Source organism: Nostoc sp. NMS2 (assembly GCF_017115105.1).
Lineage (GTDB): Bacteria > Cyanobacteriota > Cyanobacteriia > Cyanobacteriales > Nostocaceae > Nostoc.
The window spans coordinates 1-17,017 of sequence record NZ_JABXKH010000099.1 but is presented as its reverse complement, the minus strand read 5'-3'; the positions used below and the strand labels follow the sequence as shown (position 1 = coordinate 17,017).

Annotated in this window: 17 protein-coding genes and 1 pseudogene; 9 read left to right on the top strand and 9 right to left on the bottom strand. The window is 43.4% G+C overall.

The features are described 5' to 3' along the window. Window positions 1–146: 146 nt before the first annotated feature. The 3 genes and pseudogenes from HWQ36_RS18185 to HWQ36_RS18175 form a co-directional block, all read left to right on the top strand. Window positions 147–740, top strand: a pseudogene (locus HWQ36_RS18185) (HAD family hydrolase); the annotation flags it as partial. Window positions 741–863: 123 nt separating this feature from the next. Beyond that, window positions 864–1,214, top strand: a complete 351-nt coding sequence (locus tag HWQ36_RS18180; protein WP_292705103.1) for a DUF952 domain-containing protein — start codon at window positions 864–866, stop codon at window positions 1,212–1,214. 391 nt (window positions 1,215–1,605) lie between these two features. Then, window positions 1,606–2,523, top strand: a complete 918-nt coding sequence (locus tag HWQ36_RS18175) for an RluA family pseudouridine synthase (RefSeq protein WP_292705102.1) — start codon at window positions 1,606–1,608, stop codon at window positions 2,521–2,523. A 227-nt stretch (window positions 2,524–2,750) separates the two neighbouring features. Here HWQ36_RS18175 and HWQ36_RS18170 read toward each other — a convergent pair whose 3' ends face one another. From HWQ36_RS18170 to HWQ36_RS18160, 3 genes are all read right to left on the bottom strand, one after another. Continuing rightward, on the bottom strand, window positions 2,751–3,518 hold the full coding sequence (locus HWQ36_RS18170) for a phycobilisome rod-core linker polypeptide (RefSeq protein ID WP_292705085.1): 768 nt from the start codon (window positions 3,516–3,518) through the stop codon (window positions 2,751–2,753). Window positions 3,519–4,012: 494 nt separating this feature from the next. Further along, entirely contained in the window at window positions 4,013–4,558 is a 546-nt protein-coding gene (locus HWQ36_RS18165) for a hypothetical protein (RefSeq protein WP_292705084.1), read from the bottom strand. Beyond that, complete coding sequence (locus HWQ36_RS18160; RefSeq protein WP_292705101.1) at window positions 4,555–5,172, bottom strand: phycobiliprotein lyase; 618 nt, start codon at window positions 5,170–5,172, stop codon at window positions 4,555–4,557. Before HWQ36_RS18160 ends, HWQ36_RS18165 begins: the two co-directional genes overlap by 4 nt. A 303-nt stretch (window positions 5,173–5,475) precedes the next feature. On the opposite strand from HWQ36_RS18160, the gene HWQ36_RS18155 reads away from it, so the two are divergent. The 4 genes from HWQ36_RS18155 to HWQ36_RS18140 all read left to right on the top strand — a co-directional run bounded on the left by HWQ36_RS18155 (window position 5,476) and on the right by HWQ36_RS18140 (window position 8,116). After that, window positions 5,476–5,643 (top strand): NblA/ycf18 family protein, encoded by a 168-nt coding sequence (locus HWQ36_RS18155; RefSeq protein WP_114081198.1) that lies wholly within the window; start codon window positions 5,476–5,478, stop codon window positions 5,641–5,643. Between the two features lie 483 nt (window positions 5,644–6,126). Further along, complete coding sequence (locus tag HWQ36_RS18150) at window positions 6,127–6,684, top strand: bleomycin hydrolase (RefSeq protein WP_292705083.1); 558 nt, start codon at window positions 6,127–6,129, stop codon at window positions 6,682–6,684. A 79-nt stretch (window positions 6,685–6,763) separates the two neighbouring features. Beyond that, complete coding sequence (locus tag HWQ36_RS18145) at window positions 6,764–7,258, top strand: bleomycin hydrolase (protein WP_292705082.1); 495 nt, start codon at window positions 6,764–6,766, stop codon at window positions 7,256–7,258. A gap of 249 nt (window positions 7,259–7,507) precedes the next feature. Further along, complete coding sequence (locus HWQ36_RS18140; protein ID WP_292705081.1) at window positions 7,508–8,116, top strand: HEAT repeat domain-containing protein; 609 nt, start codon at window positions 7,508–7,510, stop codon at window positions 8,114–8,116. A gap of 29 nt (window positions 8,117–8,145) precedes the next feature. Here HWQ36_RS18140 and HWQ36_RS18135 read toward each other — a convergent pair whose 3' ends face one another. From HWQ36_RS18135 to HWQ36_RS18120, 4 genes are all read right to left on the bottom strand, one after another. Then, on the bottom strand, window positions 8,146–8,544 hold the full coding sequence (locus HWQ36_RS18135; protein WP_292705080.1) for a transcriptional regulator: 399 nt from the start codon (window positions 8,542–8,544) through the stop codon (window positions 8,146–8,148). Then, window positions 8,545–9,450: a HEAT repeat domain-containing protein gene (locus HWQ36_RS18130; RefSeq protein WP_292705079.1), complete on the bottom strand. Its 906-nt coding sequence runs from the start codon at window positions 9,448–9,450 to the stop codon at window positions 8,545–8,547. 24 nt (window positions 9,451–9,474) lie between these two features. Beyond that, the gene (locus tag HWQ36_RS18125) at window positions 9,475–9,714 is read right to left on the bottom strand and encodes a hypothetical protein (protein WP_292705078.1); all 240 of its coding nucleotides are present in this window, start codon (window positions 9,712–9,714) and stop codon (window positions 9,475–9,477) included. Window positions 9,715–10,187: 473 nt separating this feature from the next. Continuing rightward, window positions 10,188–10,988 (bottom strand): DUF1838 family protein, encoded by an 801-nt coding sequence (locus HWQ36_RS18120; RefSeq protein WP_292705077.1) that lies wholly within the window; start codon window positions 10,986–10,988, stop codon window positions 10,188–10,190. 351 nt (window positions 10,989–11,339) lie between these two features. On the opposite strand from HWQ36_RS18120, the gene HWQ36_RS18115 reads away from it, so the two are divergent. Both HWQ36_RS18115 and HWQ36_RS18110 read left to right on the top strand, forming a co-directional pair. Then, window positions 11,340–12,626: a HEAT repeat domain-containing protein gene (locus tag HWQ36_RS18115; RefSeq protein ID WP_292705076.1), complete on the top strand. Its 1,287-nt coding sequence runs from the start codon at window positions 11,340–11,342 to the stop codon at window positions 12,624–12,626. Window positions 12,627–12,728: 102 nt separating this feature from the next. Further along, window positions 12,729–13,466 (top strand): cupin domain-containing protein, encoded by a 738-nt coding sequence (locus HWQ36_RS18110; protein WP_292705075.1) that lies wholly within the window; start codon window positions 12,729–12,731, stop codon window positions 13,464–13,466. Between the two features lie 820 nt (window positions 13,467–14,286). On the opposite strand, the gene glgA is transcribed toward HWQ36_RS18110, so the two are convergent. Both glgA and hemC read right to left on the bottom strand, forming a co-directional pair. Further along, window positions 14,287–15,726, bottom strand: coding sequence for a glycogen synthase GlgA (gene glgA / locus HWQ36_RS18105; protein ID WP_292705074.1), 1,440 nt, complete (start codon window positions 15,724–15,726; stop codon window positions 14,287–14,289). A 132-nt stretch (window positions 15,727–15,858) separates the two neighbouring features. Beyond that, window positions 15,859–16,830: a hydroxymethylbilane synthase gene (gene hemC, locus HWQ36_RS18100; protein WP_292705073.1), complete on the bottom strand. Its 972-nt coding sequence runs from the start codon at window positions 16,828–16,830 to the stop codon at window positions 15,859–15,861. Window positions 16,831–17,017 lie beyond the last annotated feature (187 nt).

Here is a 17,017-nt window from a genome sequence, read left to right as displayed (position 1 = left end):
GCTACATAACTAATTTGTGTGCGCCGGATATTTGTATTCTGCCGAATCTATAAGATGATAACCGCACGCAAAGGCGTTGATAAATCTGTGTCTGGAGCATCTGGGCGTGAGATTTTAAAGAATAATGTTATGGAGCGATCGCTTGTATGCAATTAGTAATTTTTGATATCGATGGTACACTAACAAATACTTACAAAGTTGATGAAGATTGTTTTAAACGTGCTTTTGCATTAGAATTTGGAATTTTTGGTATAAATCCAAATTGGACTGAATACGCATACACTACAGATTCTGGAATTACCCAGGAAATTTTCAAAGAAAAATTAGAACGTCTTCCTTTAGATGAAGAGTTAGTCAGACTAAAAGCACGTTTTGTTAGTCTGCTCCAGGAGGCTTTTATTAACAACCAAGATTTATTTAGCGAAATTCCTGGTGCTGCAAATGTATTAGCTAAATTACAGTTAGATCCTGATTGGTGTGTTGCGATGTCTAACGACAAGCCGCTTCGCGTCTACGCAACTGGCGGTTGGCGTGAGTCTGCTAAACTAAAACTTCAAAAAGCTAACTTAGAAATAGAAGGTATCCCCTTAGCTTCAGCTAATGATGCACTTTCACGAAAAGATATTATTAAAGCGGCTATTATCAAAGCAGAGAATGTTTATCAAGTTGAAAAATTTCAGAAGGTTGTTTTTGTAGGTGATGGGGTTTGGGATGTAAAAGCAGCCTATCGGTTAAGTATTTCTTTTGTTGGGATAGGTAATAATAAATTAATAAATGTAGGCGCTACAAAAGTAATTAAAGACTTTACAAATTTAGAAGATTTTCTGAAAATATTACAAGATGCAGCAATTCCTAGATTATCTATGAACACCATTCTCCATATCACCAAACGCCAACAATGGGAAGACGCGAAAATACTTGGTAGCTATCGCGCTGATTCGCTAGAGAGTGAAGGTTTTATACATTGTTCAAAATCAACGCAAATACTTAAAGTAGCAAAGAGATTTTTTGATAATCAAAAAGAATTGGTACTACTGTTTATTGATTCTGAGAAAGTCCAAGCTGAAATTCGTTATGAAGAGGCGGAAATTGACGAATTATTTCCTCATATTTATGGGAAATTAAATATTGATGCTGTGTATCAGGTTGTTGATTTTGAAGCTGGGGAAGATGGTTTATTTGAATTGCCGCAAGAAGTTATAAATTTAGGATAACGTGCAAGGCGTAATTCGTAATTCGTAATTCGTAATTCGTAATTACCATTGCGTAGGGGTTTTAGACATTTCCAGTGGGTGGCTTATTTAGGCGGTTCTGTACTAGGGTGAATAGAATAGAGCCTCCGGCAAGCTGAGGCGAATGTGGCTATACAAATAAAGTCTAAGGTTAAATCAAGGTTTTGCCTGTGTAGATGCGGTTTCTAACTGCCCAAATAAAGAGATTCCGCGCTTTACTTAAAGAACGGGGAATTAATAATCAAGAGCAATTGTGACCGAATTTAATTTACAAATCCAAAAAAATAGCGATGGCTGCGCCAACGCCAAGGGCGAACGCTTCTCTTCTCATACAGAGGATGCAGCACCTAGCTTACTTCCCTCCAGTAATACGATACACTGCACCGACACTAAAGGCGATCGCATTGACCGTTTCCTTTCTCAAGAATTACCAGATTTATCCCGTTCGCGCATCCAACAATTAATCGAACAGGGTAACGTCCAACTTAACGATCAAGTTTGCACTTCTAAGAAGATCAATATCAAGCTAGGCGATAGCATCACTCTGGAAATACCAGAAGCACAACCCCTAGAACTACTTGCAGAAGATATCCCCTTAGATATTCTCTACGAAGACGACCAATTACTCATTCTCAACAAACCCGCAGGTTTAGTTGTCCATCCCGCACCCGGTCATCCCGATGGCACTTTAGTAAATGCTTTATTGGCTCACTGTCCCAATTTACCAGGAATTGGCGGAGTCCAACGTCCAGGAATCGTCCATCGATTGGATAAGGATACTACGGGAGCGATCGCGATCGCAAAAACAGAAGTTGCTCATCATCATCTACAAGCCCAACTCAAAGCTAAAACTGCACGCAGAGAATACTTAGGCGTGGTTTACGGTGCGCCAAAAGTTGAAAATGGCACAATTGACTTACCCATCGGTCGCCATCCCCAAGACCGCAAGAAAATGGCTATTATGCCTGTTGAACAGGGTGGACGATCTGCCGTCACTCATTGGCAAGTACTAGAACGCCTCGGTAATTTCACTTTAATCCGCTTTCAGCTAGAAACTGGACGTACCCATCAAATTCGCGTCCATAGCGCCAAAATGGGTCATCCCATTGTCGGCGACCCAGTTTATAGTTCTGGTCATTCAGTGGGCGTAAATTTGTCTGGTCAAGCACTACACGCTTGGCGACTAAGATTACAGCATCCCCTATCTGGCGAGATGATTGAGGTGACAGCTACCCCTCCCACCCAATTTACAAAACTTTTGGAGATGCTAAAAAGACGAACTACACTTTAACTTTAAGCTTATTCCACGCCTCAAAGCTACACCATTTTACACACATTGGGCATTGACAAAAAAACCATGCCCCATTCCCAATTCCCCTTAACAACTAGCGTGCATTAGACGTGGGATAGAGTCTGTTCCACTAGTTATACCTAAATGAAACTCCTACATAACCCAAGACTTATGCACGCCATAAGATGATCAAAGCGATGTACTAGCCAGCCGCCGACCAAAAATTGTTACTTAATTCCAGCTAACTGGCGATAAGGTACAGACTTTTCGATATCGATGTTGAATGACGAGATTCTTTGTGGTGTATTGCCAGTTGCATTGACACTTTGTGCCATAGACAAGAATAGAGCTGGATCGCCAGCTTTTGGCTTTTGCTCTTGTGGGGTGTATCTGCGTACTTCGACCTGCCAAATGATTTGGGGGAAACCCAGTTTAGCACGGTGGTAATCTTCGTATCGCGGAGATTTGATGTTAAATGGCAACTCACCCGCAGATTGAGATGGCAGTATCCGACGGCGCTGATAGGGCACTGTGGAATATCCAAAATTGCTCAGGTACTCTTCAGTGTTGAGAACTTCATCAACAAAGCCTACAATACCCTTGGTAGCGACCACAATTGACCAAGCGATTTTTTCGCGCTCGTTGTATGGGTCACGTCCTAGAACGCGCTGAATTACTTGCTCAACAAAGCGATAATTATTGTTGAGGTCGTAGAAGCTTTTCTTAAAGGTATCGGAAAGCACCAACCCACGAACAAAGTCTCGCACTGTAATTTGTCCATTACGGAGTTGAGACTCTAAATATGTTTCGCGATCGGCAGCAAAAGCATAAAAGAAAAGTTGACGATATGCTGCTTCGATCAAATCGCCTAAATCTGATGGAGACAGGATATTGTCTGTATTAAAAATCCTGGGCTGTTCATCACCCGGTACTTCATATCCAGCAACACGCTGGTTTTGACTTGAAGGTTCATATTCTAACAGAGGAATTGCCATTCTAAAGCCTCCATGTTCTTAATCAAAGTTAACAACTTTAAATCATATATTAAGGGAGTAGTTGTATCAGAACCTCAGATTCTGATAAAATTTCACGAAACTTAACTAAGGGTGATTTTAAGCATTGGTTATGAAAAACGATTAGCGCACTGGATTTAACCCATAGCTAATCAATAAAAAAGTAGTACAAATTCCAGCTTAATAATTACTGTAAACGACTAAAAAACTTTATTTGACATATTTCAGATTAGAAGATTGAGTTTCACTTTTTTTAACTGAAGTAATAAATTTTAACATTTAGCAAAAGAAATTAATTGCGGATTGGGGAATTGGGCATGGAGAAGAGACAAGGTAGAGACTTAATTTTGATAATTCCCCCTTGTCCCCCTTGTCCCCCTCATCTCCCTCATCTCCCTCATCTCCCCCTGCTCCCTGCTCCCTGCTCCCCTGCTCCCCTGCTCCCCTGCCCCCTTCTCCCCCCTCCCCTGCCCCCTTCAATGACCTATCCAAAATTCCAGGGGATCTATGGTTGACTTACAGTAAGGCCAGCTACGCAAAGTTGCTTCCATTCCTTCCTCCCAGTAGGGTGGTTCTAATCCCAGTCCTAAACAGAGATGAGATAGGATGCTAGCAAACTGCTGATTGTGACCAAAGTCTCCTAGATGGGCATGGGCATATTCATGGACGACTACACCAAACCAGTCTCTAGGTGCAACTCGACCAACATCTACCAAAATAGTGATTGGATTTGTGAGAATGTTGCACAGCCCGTCTATGCCAAAAGATTGAGCTATGGGGACTGCAAAAATTTGGATATGGCGACGCTCTTGTGGATGAAAGCACTGATGACAAACTTCTAAGTAGGCGTTGATCTGAGCGTTTACGGTGTTAATATTTTCGCCAATCCAAGTGTAAATGGGGATGCGATCGCGCAGGTTATCGAACACATCCACCATCCCCGGCTCTAGGGCAAGTTCCTGCACCCGATGCAGATAATCTTGCCCACGAGTAAAAGCATCACTCTGCTTCAGATAATTCACCAACCCAAAACTGAATAAAACTGTTTTTTTTCTAGAATATCCTGCCCAAGTCTTTCTGTTACCTGTTCTGTGTCGGAAACCTCAACAGAACTGTCGATGCGGCTTTCAGTACAAAACGATGCCGTGCTGAAGCCACCAAATCGTTTTACTGTACTGGTTCGCAGTCGCATATTTGGGCTGGCAAACCAGAATCTCTCAATGGAACTCATTGTTTCGTATTCGGTTGTCAACACTAGTCCATCTTCATCATCCATGTGGAAAAGACCGACTACAGGCACGATTTCGGCATAGCCTCTTTCGCGCAGTAATTTGCCAGCCCTTGGGTTATCGCCATCAGGCACGATCGCAAATATAGTTTTCCCCTGATGGTTATCTTCACCCTCTCTATCCCAAGCCATTGTGCCTAGCCAACGCACACGTGACCCTCCTACTGAAAGGCTGGGATCAATTTCATGATACTGGCACAGTTCAATGATTTCTGGATGATTGGCTTCCAGAGTTTCTACTTGTATATCCGATTCTCCCGTCTCTGAGCGCTTGAACGCCAGATGATGGGTTGCCCGTTGCGATCGCCACTTACCAGCACTTAGCTGAAAAAATTCCATTGCGTCTATCAATCTTCTGACTCCTACTTATGACTCCTGCGGATGATGTTTTACGCGGTTTTTCTTTTTACAGTTATTGGTATATAAACATTCTAAACATTACAGCGATTAGCGATCGGCTTCAACAAACTCCCTGCAAAGGGTGAGATAGGAATGTTGTTATGTAATTGTAAATTTTTATGAGGGTGATTCTTTATAGCTTGACAATGTAGACAATTTAATATCCGAGTGCTAAAATAGTAGAAAGCGATCGTCTTCACATTAGCAAGTAACAACAGATACCTTCGATTCAGTCAATCAGAGGAGTGAATGATGGATTTTCCAGTCGAATTAACATTAGAGCAACAGTTTCGCTTACAAAACTTGAAAGACCAGGTAAAGAATTTGAGTCAACAAGAAGCTCAAGAGTTTCTATTAGAAGTTTTACGGCAGATGATGGTAAAAGATAATTTGGTCAAACACCTGCTAAAACAAGCTTGATAGAGTAAAAAAAAGAATATCCTTTCCTTAAGACTTACGCAGTGGCAGTGTTCCGTTGAAATGCGTAAGTCTTAATTTTTTGGGCAAAGGGTGAAGAGGCAGGGGGGATGAGGGAGATGAGGGAGATGAGGGAGATGAGGGAGCAGGGGAGTAGGGGAGCAGGGGAGAAGTTGCAGTAAGTATTTTCCCCTCTGCCCCTCTGCTCCTTTGCACCTCTGCCTCTTGTGCCCAATGCCCTGTTTGCCCAATGCCCTGTTTGCCCCATGCCCCATGCCCCATGCCCAATTCCCAATGCCCAATTCCCAATGCCCAATTCCCAATTCCCAATGCCCAAATTAAATATTACAGATTATTACTTTGTCTCTCATAGTAAAGACTAGGGCACTATCGATCCCCTATGTTTTTGTTTGGCTACTCACAGTTAATCTGATCGAGAACAGGCCAGAAATAATATCCGCCATTTGTGAATATTAAGGAGAACTCATGGTTCTTGATGCTTTTTCCAGAGCTGTAATTGCGGCTGATGCCAAAACCGCTCCTATCGGTGGTGCTGACTTAGCAGCCCTGAAGTCTTTCATTGCTGAAGGCAACAAGCGCCTTGATGCTGTGAATGCGATCGCCAGCAACGCTAGCTGTGCAGTTTCTGATGCCATTGCTGGTATTGCTTGTGAAAACACAGGTTTGCTGCAAGCTGGTGGTAACTTGTACCCCACTCGCCGGATGGCTGCTTGCCTGCGCGATGCTGAAATCGTTCTGCGCTATGTAACTTATGCGCTGTTGGCTGGTGATTCTTCCGTATTAGACGATCGTGCTTTGAACGGTCTGAAAGAAACCTACACAGCTTTGGGCGTACCTACTGGTTCTTCTGTACGGGCTTTCCAAATCCTGAAGGCTATCAGCGTCGCTCACATCACCAACACCAACACCGAAGCTAACGCTGGTAAAAAGTTCCGTAAACTGGAAGTTGTTCAAGGCGACTGCTCTGCTCTAGCTGCTGAAGCTGCTAGCTACTTTGATCGCGTTATTTCTGCTCTGAGCTAATTGCTAACGTCTAAAGCCTATTAGTCAAGCCAACTGAAATACAAAGCACGATCACATCTAATCTGGAGTATAAAAAGCAATGAAATCAGTTATCACTACGGTTATTGGATCTGCTGATGCAGCAGGTCGTTTTCCAACCTCCTCTGATCTAGAATCAGTTCAAGGTAGCATTCAACGCGCTAGCGCTCGTCTAGAAGCTGCTGAAAAGTTGGCTGCTGGAATCGATGCAGTCGCTAAAGAAGCTTATGATGCTGCTTTTAAGAAATATCCTTACCTGAGCCAAGAAGGTGAAGCTGGCGACACTCAAGTTAAAAAAGACAAGTGCTTCCGCGATATCAAGCATTACCTACGCTTGATCAACTACAGCTTAGTTGTGGGCGGTACTGGCCCTCTGGATGAGTGGGGTATTGCAGGCGCTCGTGAAGTTTATCGCTCTTTGGGTCTGCCTACTGCTCCATACGTTACCGCGATGACTTACACCCGCGATCGCGCTTGCTCTCCTCGTGACTTGTCTCCTCAAGCGTTGGTTGAGTTCCGCTCTCTCCTCGACTATGTAATCAACTCCCTTTCATAGTAATAGGGATTGACTAGACGTAGACGAGCGATCGTTATACTCTAAAACTCAGGGACTCTCAGTCTGTTGCTTTGCCTGTATCTGGTTGAGTAATTGACCAAGAGTCCCTCAGTTGTTACTAATTCGTAATTCGTAATTCGTAATTCGTAATACTTCGACTTACCTCGGCTCCGCTCGGCACAAGTCGCTCAGTACAAGTTCGTAATTCGTAATTGAACTTGGGGGATTTCAATCGGGAAATTTTCTTTTATGACAATAGATTCTCTATTTGAACAGTTGAAACACCCCAATCCCAATCTGCGGGAACGAGCCATGTGGGAACTGGCTGAAGTTCGTGATGAAAATACCATTCCTCGTCTGATGGGTATTTTGGATGAAGAAGATGTGACTTACCGTCGTGCTGCGGTTAAGGCACTGGGTGCTATTGGTATAGATGCTGTCCCATCATTGGTAGATTCATTAGTAAATAGCGAGAATGCGACTATTCGGGGTAGTTGTGCTAAGGCTTTGGCACAGATTGCTGCTAACCATCCAGATGTTCCTTTCCCGGCTGATGGCTTACAGGGATTGAAAACAGCGCTCAACGATCCAAATGCCGTTGTTTATATTGCATCAGTAATGGCGCTGGGTGAAATTGGTTCTCCTGCCTTTGAAATTTTGGCTGAGGCTCTGAAAACAATAGATAATGTTGCGCTGGCTGTGGCGATTGTTAATGCACTGGGTTCGATGGGTGATATGCGCGGAGTGGAAGTCCTGAGAGCATTAACTAATGATGAATCCGCCGATCCGTATGTTCGTGAATCAGCAGTGAGTGCTTTGCCCCGATTAGATCAGGTGATTAATTATAAAAGAGGCTAGCGATCGCTATCCCAATAGAACGGATACATTTAGATAAACAAACTGGGTGTCACCTTGAAGTAATCTCCAAGTGCCTTAGCTTGTGCCTTACTAATCGACCGCTTACCGTTCACAACCTCAGATACAACGCCGCTCGACCCGATAATACCCACCAAATCAGCTTGACGGGTGTCAGTGACTTCCATAATGTGTTGGAGTATTTCATGTGGTGCAGATTCATCCATTGGATAGTTCTCTGCCTCATACGCTTCAATTAGCATTACTATCAGCTTATGCAGACCTTTTTCTTCTGGAGTCCGGTTCTTGCAAAACGTTAGACGCTCTGCCACTGTTAGGGCGCGATCGTATTCCTCTTCCGTTTCAATCACCTTGGGTGCAACTTCAGCTAGCAGGCTGCTATAAGCAGCTTGGTCAAAAGTAAGAGTCATTTACCAAGCATCTTTTTCTAACTGTCTCTCAATTTGAGAAATCGCCAACTCGATCACCGCCTGAACTCCTGCTTCCTCTTCTTGGGTTAATGCTGCTTGTAGGGGTTCTAAGGCAGTGCGATCGCCAATTTTCATCAATGCCAGAGCCGCCGCTTTTCGGGTTTCCCAATCGGGATGATGCAGTAACTCAACTAAATTAGGAATCGCTGGTTGATAAGCCAGACTGCCCAAAGCAGATGCTGCTTCACACCGCACCATTAAGGATGAATCAGTGAGAGCGTTCACTAGAATGTGAAATGCTCCTTCTTCAGTACCTTCCTCAGCAATTTTAGCGATCGCACCCACCACCGCAGCTCGAACATCAGCCGAGTCTGAGTTAATCTCTCGATATAAATACTCTTTCGCCTCTGCTCCAATAAATCCCAGTGCCCACACAGCATGTCCTTTCGCACTTTCTGGATACTCAGTTGACGCTAAGATTTTCAGCAATGCTGGCACAGCTGCCTCACCTATTTTGGCAAGCCCTCCCACCGCCGAGGTTTTAACCACCGTATCTTCATCATTTAGGAGGGCATTAACCAGGGTGGGAACTGCGATCGGATCGGCAATCAGTGTCAGGGTTTTGGCGCTGGCTCTGCGTACAACTGGGTTAGGGTGATTTGCCACAGCTTCCATTAATAAAGGGGTCGCTGGTTTACCGATTTTACCCAACGCCTCTGCAAAACTCAACCTAACCATCCCCCGTGAGTCTCCCATACTCTCAATCATCTGCTTGAGTAGCTCTTGGTCATCAGGGTTGAAGGAGTTTAAGCCTAATTGCTCATTAACTGCTGCAAGTAAAGCATCAGTTTCTGAGTGGGAAAGATGTAACGAATCCTCCCCTGATTGAGTTTTGGAGTTGAGCATTATGACTTATAGCTAAATAGATTACTAGTTGTTGACGCTCAAGGCAGCTTGCTGATTACGTAGTTCTTGGAGGGCAGAATCAATCTTGGCAAGCTCAGGTTCCAATTGTGCCATAACATTTACCCTCATCAACTTAGCCCGTTTTGCTGTTTCTGTAGTTTCTTGGACTAGACGTTCCCGATATAGCTCAAGTTCTGCAATCACTTCGGCGACATCTTGAGAGGTTATGTTATCGGTTGTTGTGAGTTCTGAGGTTTCATCCATAACTTTTGTTTTCTAAATGCGTGTTTATTGAGGAAGGCAGGAGGCAGACTAGAGGCAACTAACCAATAGCTGACAGATGCGTATATTTTGATCTTCTCAGATCGCGTTACCAGTAGAAAAGCTTTTTGACGGAAATTTTCAAAAGTCGCACCCAACTACAGCCTTTGCCTTTGAGCCAGAATGCTCACTTCCCTTCTGCCTCTGTGGTGAACCTAGCATATTATCGAAGTACAGCTTTACGTAAAATCGTGGCGAATTGAGGGGTGAAATTTAAACGCAGAGGAGCGCAGAGGAACGCAAAGTAAGTTTTGAGTCTATTCGCTACGAACTTCAGAGTTAGCTGTACTAAGTTTAATAAATGCTTTGCTATTTCACGTAAATGAACATAGGAATAGTTACCAACTGCTTAACTAATTCATAATTCGTAGTTAAGAATTAAATTACGAATTACGAATTACGAATTACGAATTATTTTAAGATGTTTCCTCTAGTGGGAAAATATCTCGTCGCAAGTAAGAGTCAAAATTTTTCTTAAAGTATTGAATACTCGTTACATTCGGTTCATCACTTTCTGTTGGCGTGAATTCATAAATTGGTACTTTTTCCCTCACCAGCTTGACCAAGCTAGGATGAAGCTGTTCAAAAGAATCTACTCTAAATATTGTTGTTTCAAATCTTAGTTTAGCTGGATGAGCATATCCTAACTTCATCCAGGGCATCCAAGGACAGTCTCTCGCCCATTTAGCAGGAGGAACTTCAGTTGCATCAGGTCGGCAAGTATTTGATATAAAGTACTCAACTCCCTTAAACTTTTCTCCAGGGCAATAATCTGAATATTTACTATCTCCTGCTAAAGGATGTGGATATTCTAAAGGAATTTCCATAACCGAAGTAATATATCCTTTGCCTTTGGGTATGACAAATTTTTTTGGCTTGACCGACCCCTGGACAATGCGGTTAGCAATGTGAACTACTGGTACTGGTTGATTTGCTGTTGGTGACTGCCAAAAGTGGAGAATTTCTTGAGTATCTGGATCGCAAAATAAACCCAACTCTCTATTGATGCGATACCCGACTTCGCCATGTTCAGGATCGGGTTTGAGAAATACTTTGGTAGCATTCATCCCAATAATAGAGAACAATTTTTCTTTGGGCAAGTCTGGTGTTTCTTGCCACCAAATTTCTCCCGACCAGTTGTAATAAAGCTGTAACCCATGATTTTTTCTATAAAAATCGAGGTTATTAAACTCGTAGTCATCTAAATAATCATTCATATAGGACTCCTATGATCTTAAAATGGCTGCGTAAACGCTTCATCGGCTTGTCGTTAGACATCGCAACTCTCACCCAGTATGTCAGTAAGCGGATTTTATTTTATTTTGGCGTAAACTCCTACTTAACTAGCAATTTACATTTTTGGTAATCCAATGCCCACTCCCTAGTACGATAGTAAATATGACCAATGATTCCTTGATGGTCAATCTAAAATCCAAAACTTGTACTGAGCGACTTGTGCCGAGCCCGTCCTGAGCGTAGCCGAAGGGCGAAGTCGAGGTAAGTCGAAGTATCTAAAATCCAAAATTCTCTGATTTCTAAGCAATTATCCACGAGCCATTTATAGATCAATGGATAAACGTTTTTTTAAAATGTTTGGGCTAACAGAAGATCAAGCGATCGCAATTATCGATACACCATTAGAACAACTTGAAGACGCTTCTGATAAGTATATTGCTGTTTCCCATCTGATTAATTATCCCACTGAACAGTCGATCGCGGCTTTGGTACGGGCGATTGAAACTAGTAACCCTGATGAGTTAGACCATCGCATTGTCCGACGCAAGGCTGTGGAAAGTCTGGGGCGATTGCAGGCTGAATCAGCTTTACCTGTAATTCGGCAGTGCCTTAAAGATGATGATATTTATACTGTTGAAAATACCGTGTGGGCGATCGGGGAAATCGGGACTAAAGATCCAGAAATTCTCGAAGAAGTGGCGCAACTACTGGATAAACCAGGTCAAATTTATCGAGTAATTATTCACACTTTAGCGAATGCTGACTATCAATCGTCTCTAGAACGTGTAAATAAATTTACTCAAGCTGAAGATGAACCTACCCGTAGTGCGGCGATCGCTACAGTTTGTCGTTTCACCGATGACTACTCCCAAATCACTGAGGTAATGGCGCTGCTGCAAAGTTCCAGCGTTAATGCACGGCGCGGTTGCATTCAAGACCTGATTGATGCACGCTACTACAAAGCCATCCCAGAAATTGCTCGTTGTCCTGTATCTCTGGTGTTTCGGTTGCGAGGATTGCGAATGCTTTTGGATGCAGGCGTTTCTAGTGGTGAAATTACCTTTACAGAAATTCAACCTTATTTAGAACAAGTACTTTACGATCATCCCAACGACCTTGATTTAGTACATGAGTATGACGCGACCCCTGGATTAGATTTTGTCATTAACGAACTTTACGAAACCGATTTTGGACGCTGCTATTTAGCGACAAAAACCTTGCTAGATATCTATACCCAAGAAGCACCCCAAGCACTTCTAGCAACTTATTCAGACAAAGCATATAACGATTATGGCGCTCATTATCATGTCATGAAACTTTTCGGCTGGCTGAAATATGCTCCCGCCTACGATTTGTTAATAGAAAACCTGCACAACCGCGAACCTCAGTTTCAGAAATCTCGTGCGGCGTGTGCGATCGCTCTTGGTGAATTGGGTGATTCACGAGCAATCCCTGAACTTAAAATTTGCCTTAATACGCCAATTTGGGATTTGAAATACGCTTGTTTATTGGCGCTAGACCGCTTAGGAGACTCATCTGGTCGGGAAATTTGCGATCGCGATCGTGACTGGTTAATTAAGGCGAAAGCGACGAGTAATCAACAAATGATTAACTTGTAATCACCTTCATCCAACTCCTGGTTAGTCACAGTATATATAGGATTTTTATGTATAATATCTAAATTCTGAAAATTAACTACTGTACTAACCTGAAACCTAACAATGGTATCTTCCCAACTCCAGTGGCAACCTCAAAAAATTAACGAAAATTTATCAGTACGGGTAGCAGTATTATCAACATCACTGCCTTGGTATGACACAGAGTTTACCGGTATCTGGTATATTTGCTTTGAGTCCGATAATGAAGTTCAAGATCATCCAGTAACAATGTTGAGTCGATTTGATCCTGGTGGCTTTTTTGAGCTACATGGACACCCTGGAGGAGAAGAAATTTTAGTACTCCAAGGAAACTTTGTTGACGAAACAGGCATTTATTTACCAGGAACTTACATACTTAATCCTGAAGGGTTTATCCATCACCCCTACAGCGATGAGGGCTGTCTGACCTTTGTTAAATTACGGCAACATGGTGGAAAAAATCGCCAGCAAGTGCGAAAGAATATTTACGAGTTACCCTGGCAGTCAGGTATTATCCCTCAAATTGAGGTGAAGCCCCTTTATCAGCAAATTGATTTCCCCGAAAAAGTCTGGATTGAACGCTGGCAACCTGGCACAGCATTGTTTAATGTAGTCGAATCTGAGGTGAAAGAAATCTTTGTCATAGAAGGAACTTGGAGTGATGAGTTAGGAAATTATCCTGCTAGCAGTTGGCTACGGTATCCACCGGGTTACTCCTATAGTCCCTCGTCAGCAAAGGGTTGTATGGTATATGTTAAAACTTATCCTCTAGATACAACTAGATTTATCGTTGGAAAAGATTTTCGACATCCACAAATATGAATATTGGCGTTGCTGATTCATTGGATGAATTTTGTTTCTAGCTCGTCTATTTTTAACGTGAGTTTCCCACGGAGGCGCACCTGTGGGGCGAAAGAAACAAAGAGTATATTTATTGAACGCAACGCGGCAGTCTCAACCCTACGGGAGCAACGCGAAAAAGTTAGATCATTTTGAAATGAGTAGGGGAAGTAAAGAGAAAATTTTAGTAATTTTTTCTACCTAAATAGCTATGAATACACTTATTTCTTTCTCTTCCCCTGCCTTCCCTGCTTATCCAATACTGCGTAGGTTTTTGTGCATAGTCATTCGAGATCCCCCTTAGTCCTCGCCACTTGCTTCACTACATCGCTTCGCGCATCCTGCGGCGGGGGAGACCCCTGTTCCCGCAGTGGCTCCCCGATAAATTGGGGGAAAATAAGGCATTTTTAGCCCCCCTTTTTAAGGCTACGGTGTACATATACACAAGTGACTTATTTTGCTCAAAGCGCTCTCAGACCTAACCCCCAGCCCCTTCCCTACGAGGGAAGGGGAGCCAATCTTTAAAGCCCCTCTCCGCGTCGGAGAGGGGTTTGGGGAGAGGTCTGGCGACTTGTGTATACACGGTAGCTTTTTAAGGGCAGTTGGGGGGATCGACTCCTAACCTACGTAGTATTGCCTGCTTACCCATCTCACTGTTAGAGCATTGTTCCCCCACCTTACTAAGATTTGAGGGTGGGGATTGCTACGTTTCATTCAAAACAACCTCGTAAGAGGGTTTTGCCTGTGTAGAAGCGGTTTATCCGTCCTTTTACTAATATCTGCACGCCCCGCCCCTAACGATTCAGGATTTGCTACTGGTAACTGCTTCGTTTAACACTAACTCTGGTTGTGGTGTCTCCTCTTCTTCTGGCAAACCGTAAATTGACCTGTACAACTTCACATACTCTTTAGCAGATTGATACCAACTAAAATCTTCACTCATGCCCCGTTTTTGTAGTTCTTGCCATTGCGGTTTGAAACGGAAGCCTTCCCAAGCTCGGATCATACAAGTGAAAAGGTCTAGCGGTTCATAGCGGTCAAAGCAATAACCGGTGCCTGCGGCATTTTCGGGGTCGTGATGGGTTACAGTGTCAACTAATCCACCTGTGCGGCGGACAATGGGGACAGAACCGTAGCGCAAAGACATCATTTGGCTAATACCGCATGGTTCAAAACGACTAGGCATCAAGAAGGCATCAGTACCAGCATAGATGCGGCGAGACAGGGCATCGTTATACAGTAAATAAGTTGCCATGCGTCCGGGAAAGCGGGATGCTAATTGCCACATCTGAGTTTCATAGTAGCGATCGCCTGTTCCCAACAAAACAAACTGTGCATCTGTATAAGATAGGAAGCGATCGAGGATTTGCAATATCAAATCAATGCCTTTTTGTTCCACTAATCGGGTCACAATCCCAATTAAAAAGGCTTTGGAGTTGACTTCTAATCCTACTTCTTGTTGCAAAGCAATTTTGTTAGCCTTGCGTTTATCTAAAGTATCAGCAGTAAATGTTTGAGCAATATATTTATCATTTTCTGGATTATAAACTTCGGTATCAATCCCGTTGATAATCCCAGATAACTTACCGCTAATAAAGGACAGCAAACCTTCTAAGGTTTCACCATAAGCAGGTGTCTTGATTTGCTCGGCGTATGTGGGCGAAACTGTATTTACCTTATTGGCAAATTGCACTGCTGCTGCCATTGTGTTGTGTCCTTGCATATACCAAGGACACCAAGTAATTTTTTCTAAATACCAACGCCACGGCCCTTGATAAGCCAGGTTATGAATGGTAAACACTGTGGTGATATCAGGATCTTGGTGCATCCACACCGGAATCATTCCCGTATGCCAGTCATGACAATGGATAATGTCCGGTTTCCAGTAATTCCAGGCAAACTCGGCTGCACCATTGGAGAAGAAGGTGAACCGCCAGTCTTCATCATCTCCAGAATAAATGCGGCGAGGTAGGAAAACGGGATGTCCGAATAAGTACAAGGGGACATCAGTACCAGGCAGAACGCTTTCATAAACAGCAAATTCCTGGAACATGGCAGATCCCCGCCAGATGGGTTCTTTGGGAATTTCCATTTTGTCTGGCAGGAAGCCATAGTAAGGCAAGAATATTCGCACATCATGCCCCATTTCTCTCAGAAATTTGGGTAATGCCCCAACAACATCACCCATTCCTCCTACTTTGGCAATGGGTGCTGCTTCTGCTGCAACAAATAGAATCCGCATGGTAATTTTTGCTTCCCCGATTCTGTCTATAAATTGTCAAATTAACTTTCCGATCGCGACCAACGCGATATGTCGCGTCTTTGGTAAAACGGCGATCAATTCTTATCTAATCACATCGGCTTGCCCAATTGCTTAGGAACCGCGTTGAATTACCGCAAAAATTTCTGATAAAATTTCTTGCGCTCCCTGTTGCCGCAGCAATTCTGCTAGTTCTATGCCTAGTGCTTCGGCATTGTTGGCAATCCCTGTGACGGTATCTTTTACGAACTTTTGACCATCTACACTGGCGACTATCCCTGTTAAGGTCAAATTCTCACCAGAGATTTCTGTATTTACACCAATAGGTACTTGACATCCGCCCTCTAATGAGCGTAGAAAAGATCGTTCGGCGAGACAGCGATCGCGTGTTTGGGGATGTTCGATTGCTTTGAGTAGAGTTAGCAATTCACTATCATCCGCACGGCATTCTATCCCTAAAGCACCTTGGCCAACGGCGTGGAGGGAGATTTCTTTGGGGATAATTTGATGAACGCGAGGGCTCATTCCCAATCTCTCTAACCCTGCGGCTGCCAAAATTAAGGCATCGTATTCGCCTGCATCCAGTTTTGCCAATCGTGTAATCAAATTTCCCCGCACATCTTTAAAAGTAAAGTGGGGGAAGTGGTGGCGTAACTGTGCTAACCGCCGCAGCGAAGATGTCCCAATTACAGCACCCTCTGGTAAAGTATCGATTTGTTTATCTTTGTGCTTTTCATGCACAACTAATGCATCGGCTGGATTTTCCCGTTCAGTAATTGCTGCCAGAGTCAATCCTTCTGGTAAGTTAGTCGGCAAATCCTTGAGAGAATGAACTGCAAAGTCAATCTCCTGATTGAGCATTCCAACTTCAAGTTCTTTAGTAAAAAGTCCTTTATCGCCAATCTTAGCTAATGCTACATCAAGGATTTTATCGCCTTGGGTAGACATGGTATGGACTTCAAAAGTGATATCAGGAAAGCTTTTTTGGAGTTGCTCTTGTACCCAATAGGTTTGAACCAGAGCAAGTTGGCTTTTGCGTGAACCGATCCGAATAGTGCGTGGGGGACTAGAAACAACTGATGTCATAAAACAATATAATACCGCAGGCGATAAATTCACTCTCATCTAGACTACCGTAGTCAGGGACTCATACGAATTTTGGGTTTTGGATTTTGGATTTTGGATTACAATTCTTTACTAAGGGACTGACAAGAAATAAATTATTCCATCTTGTGGGGTGGGCATCCTGCCCGCCCTGAATATGGGACGGGTG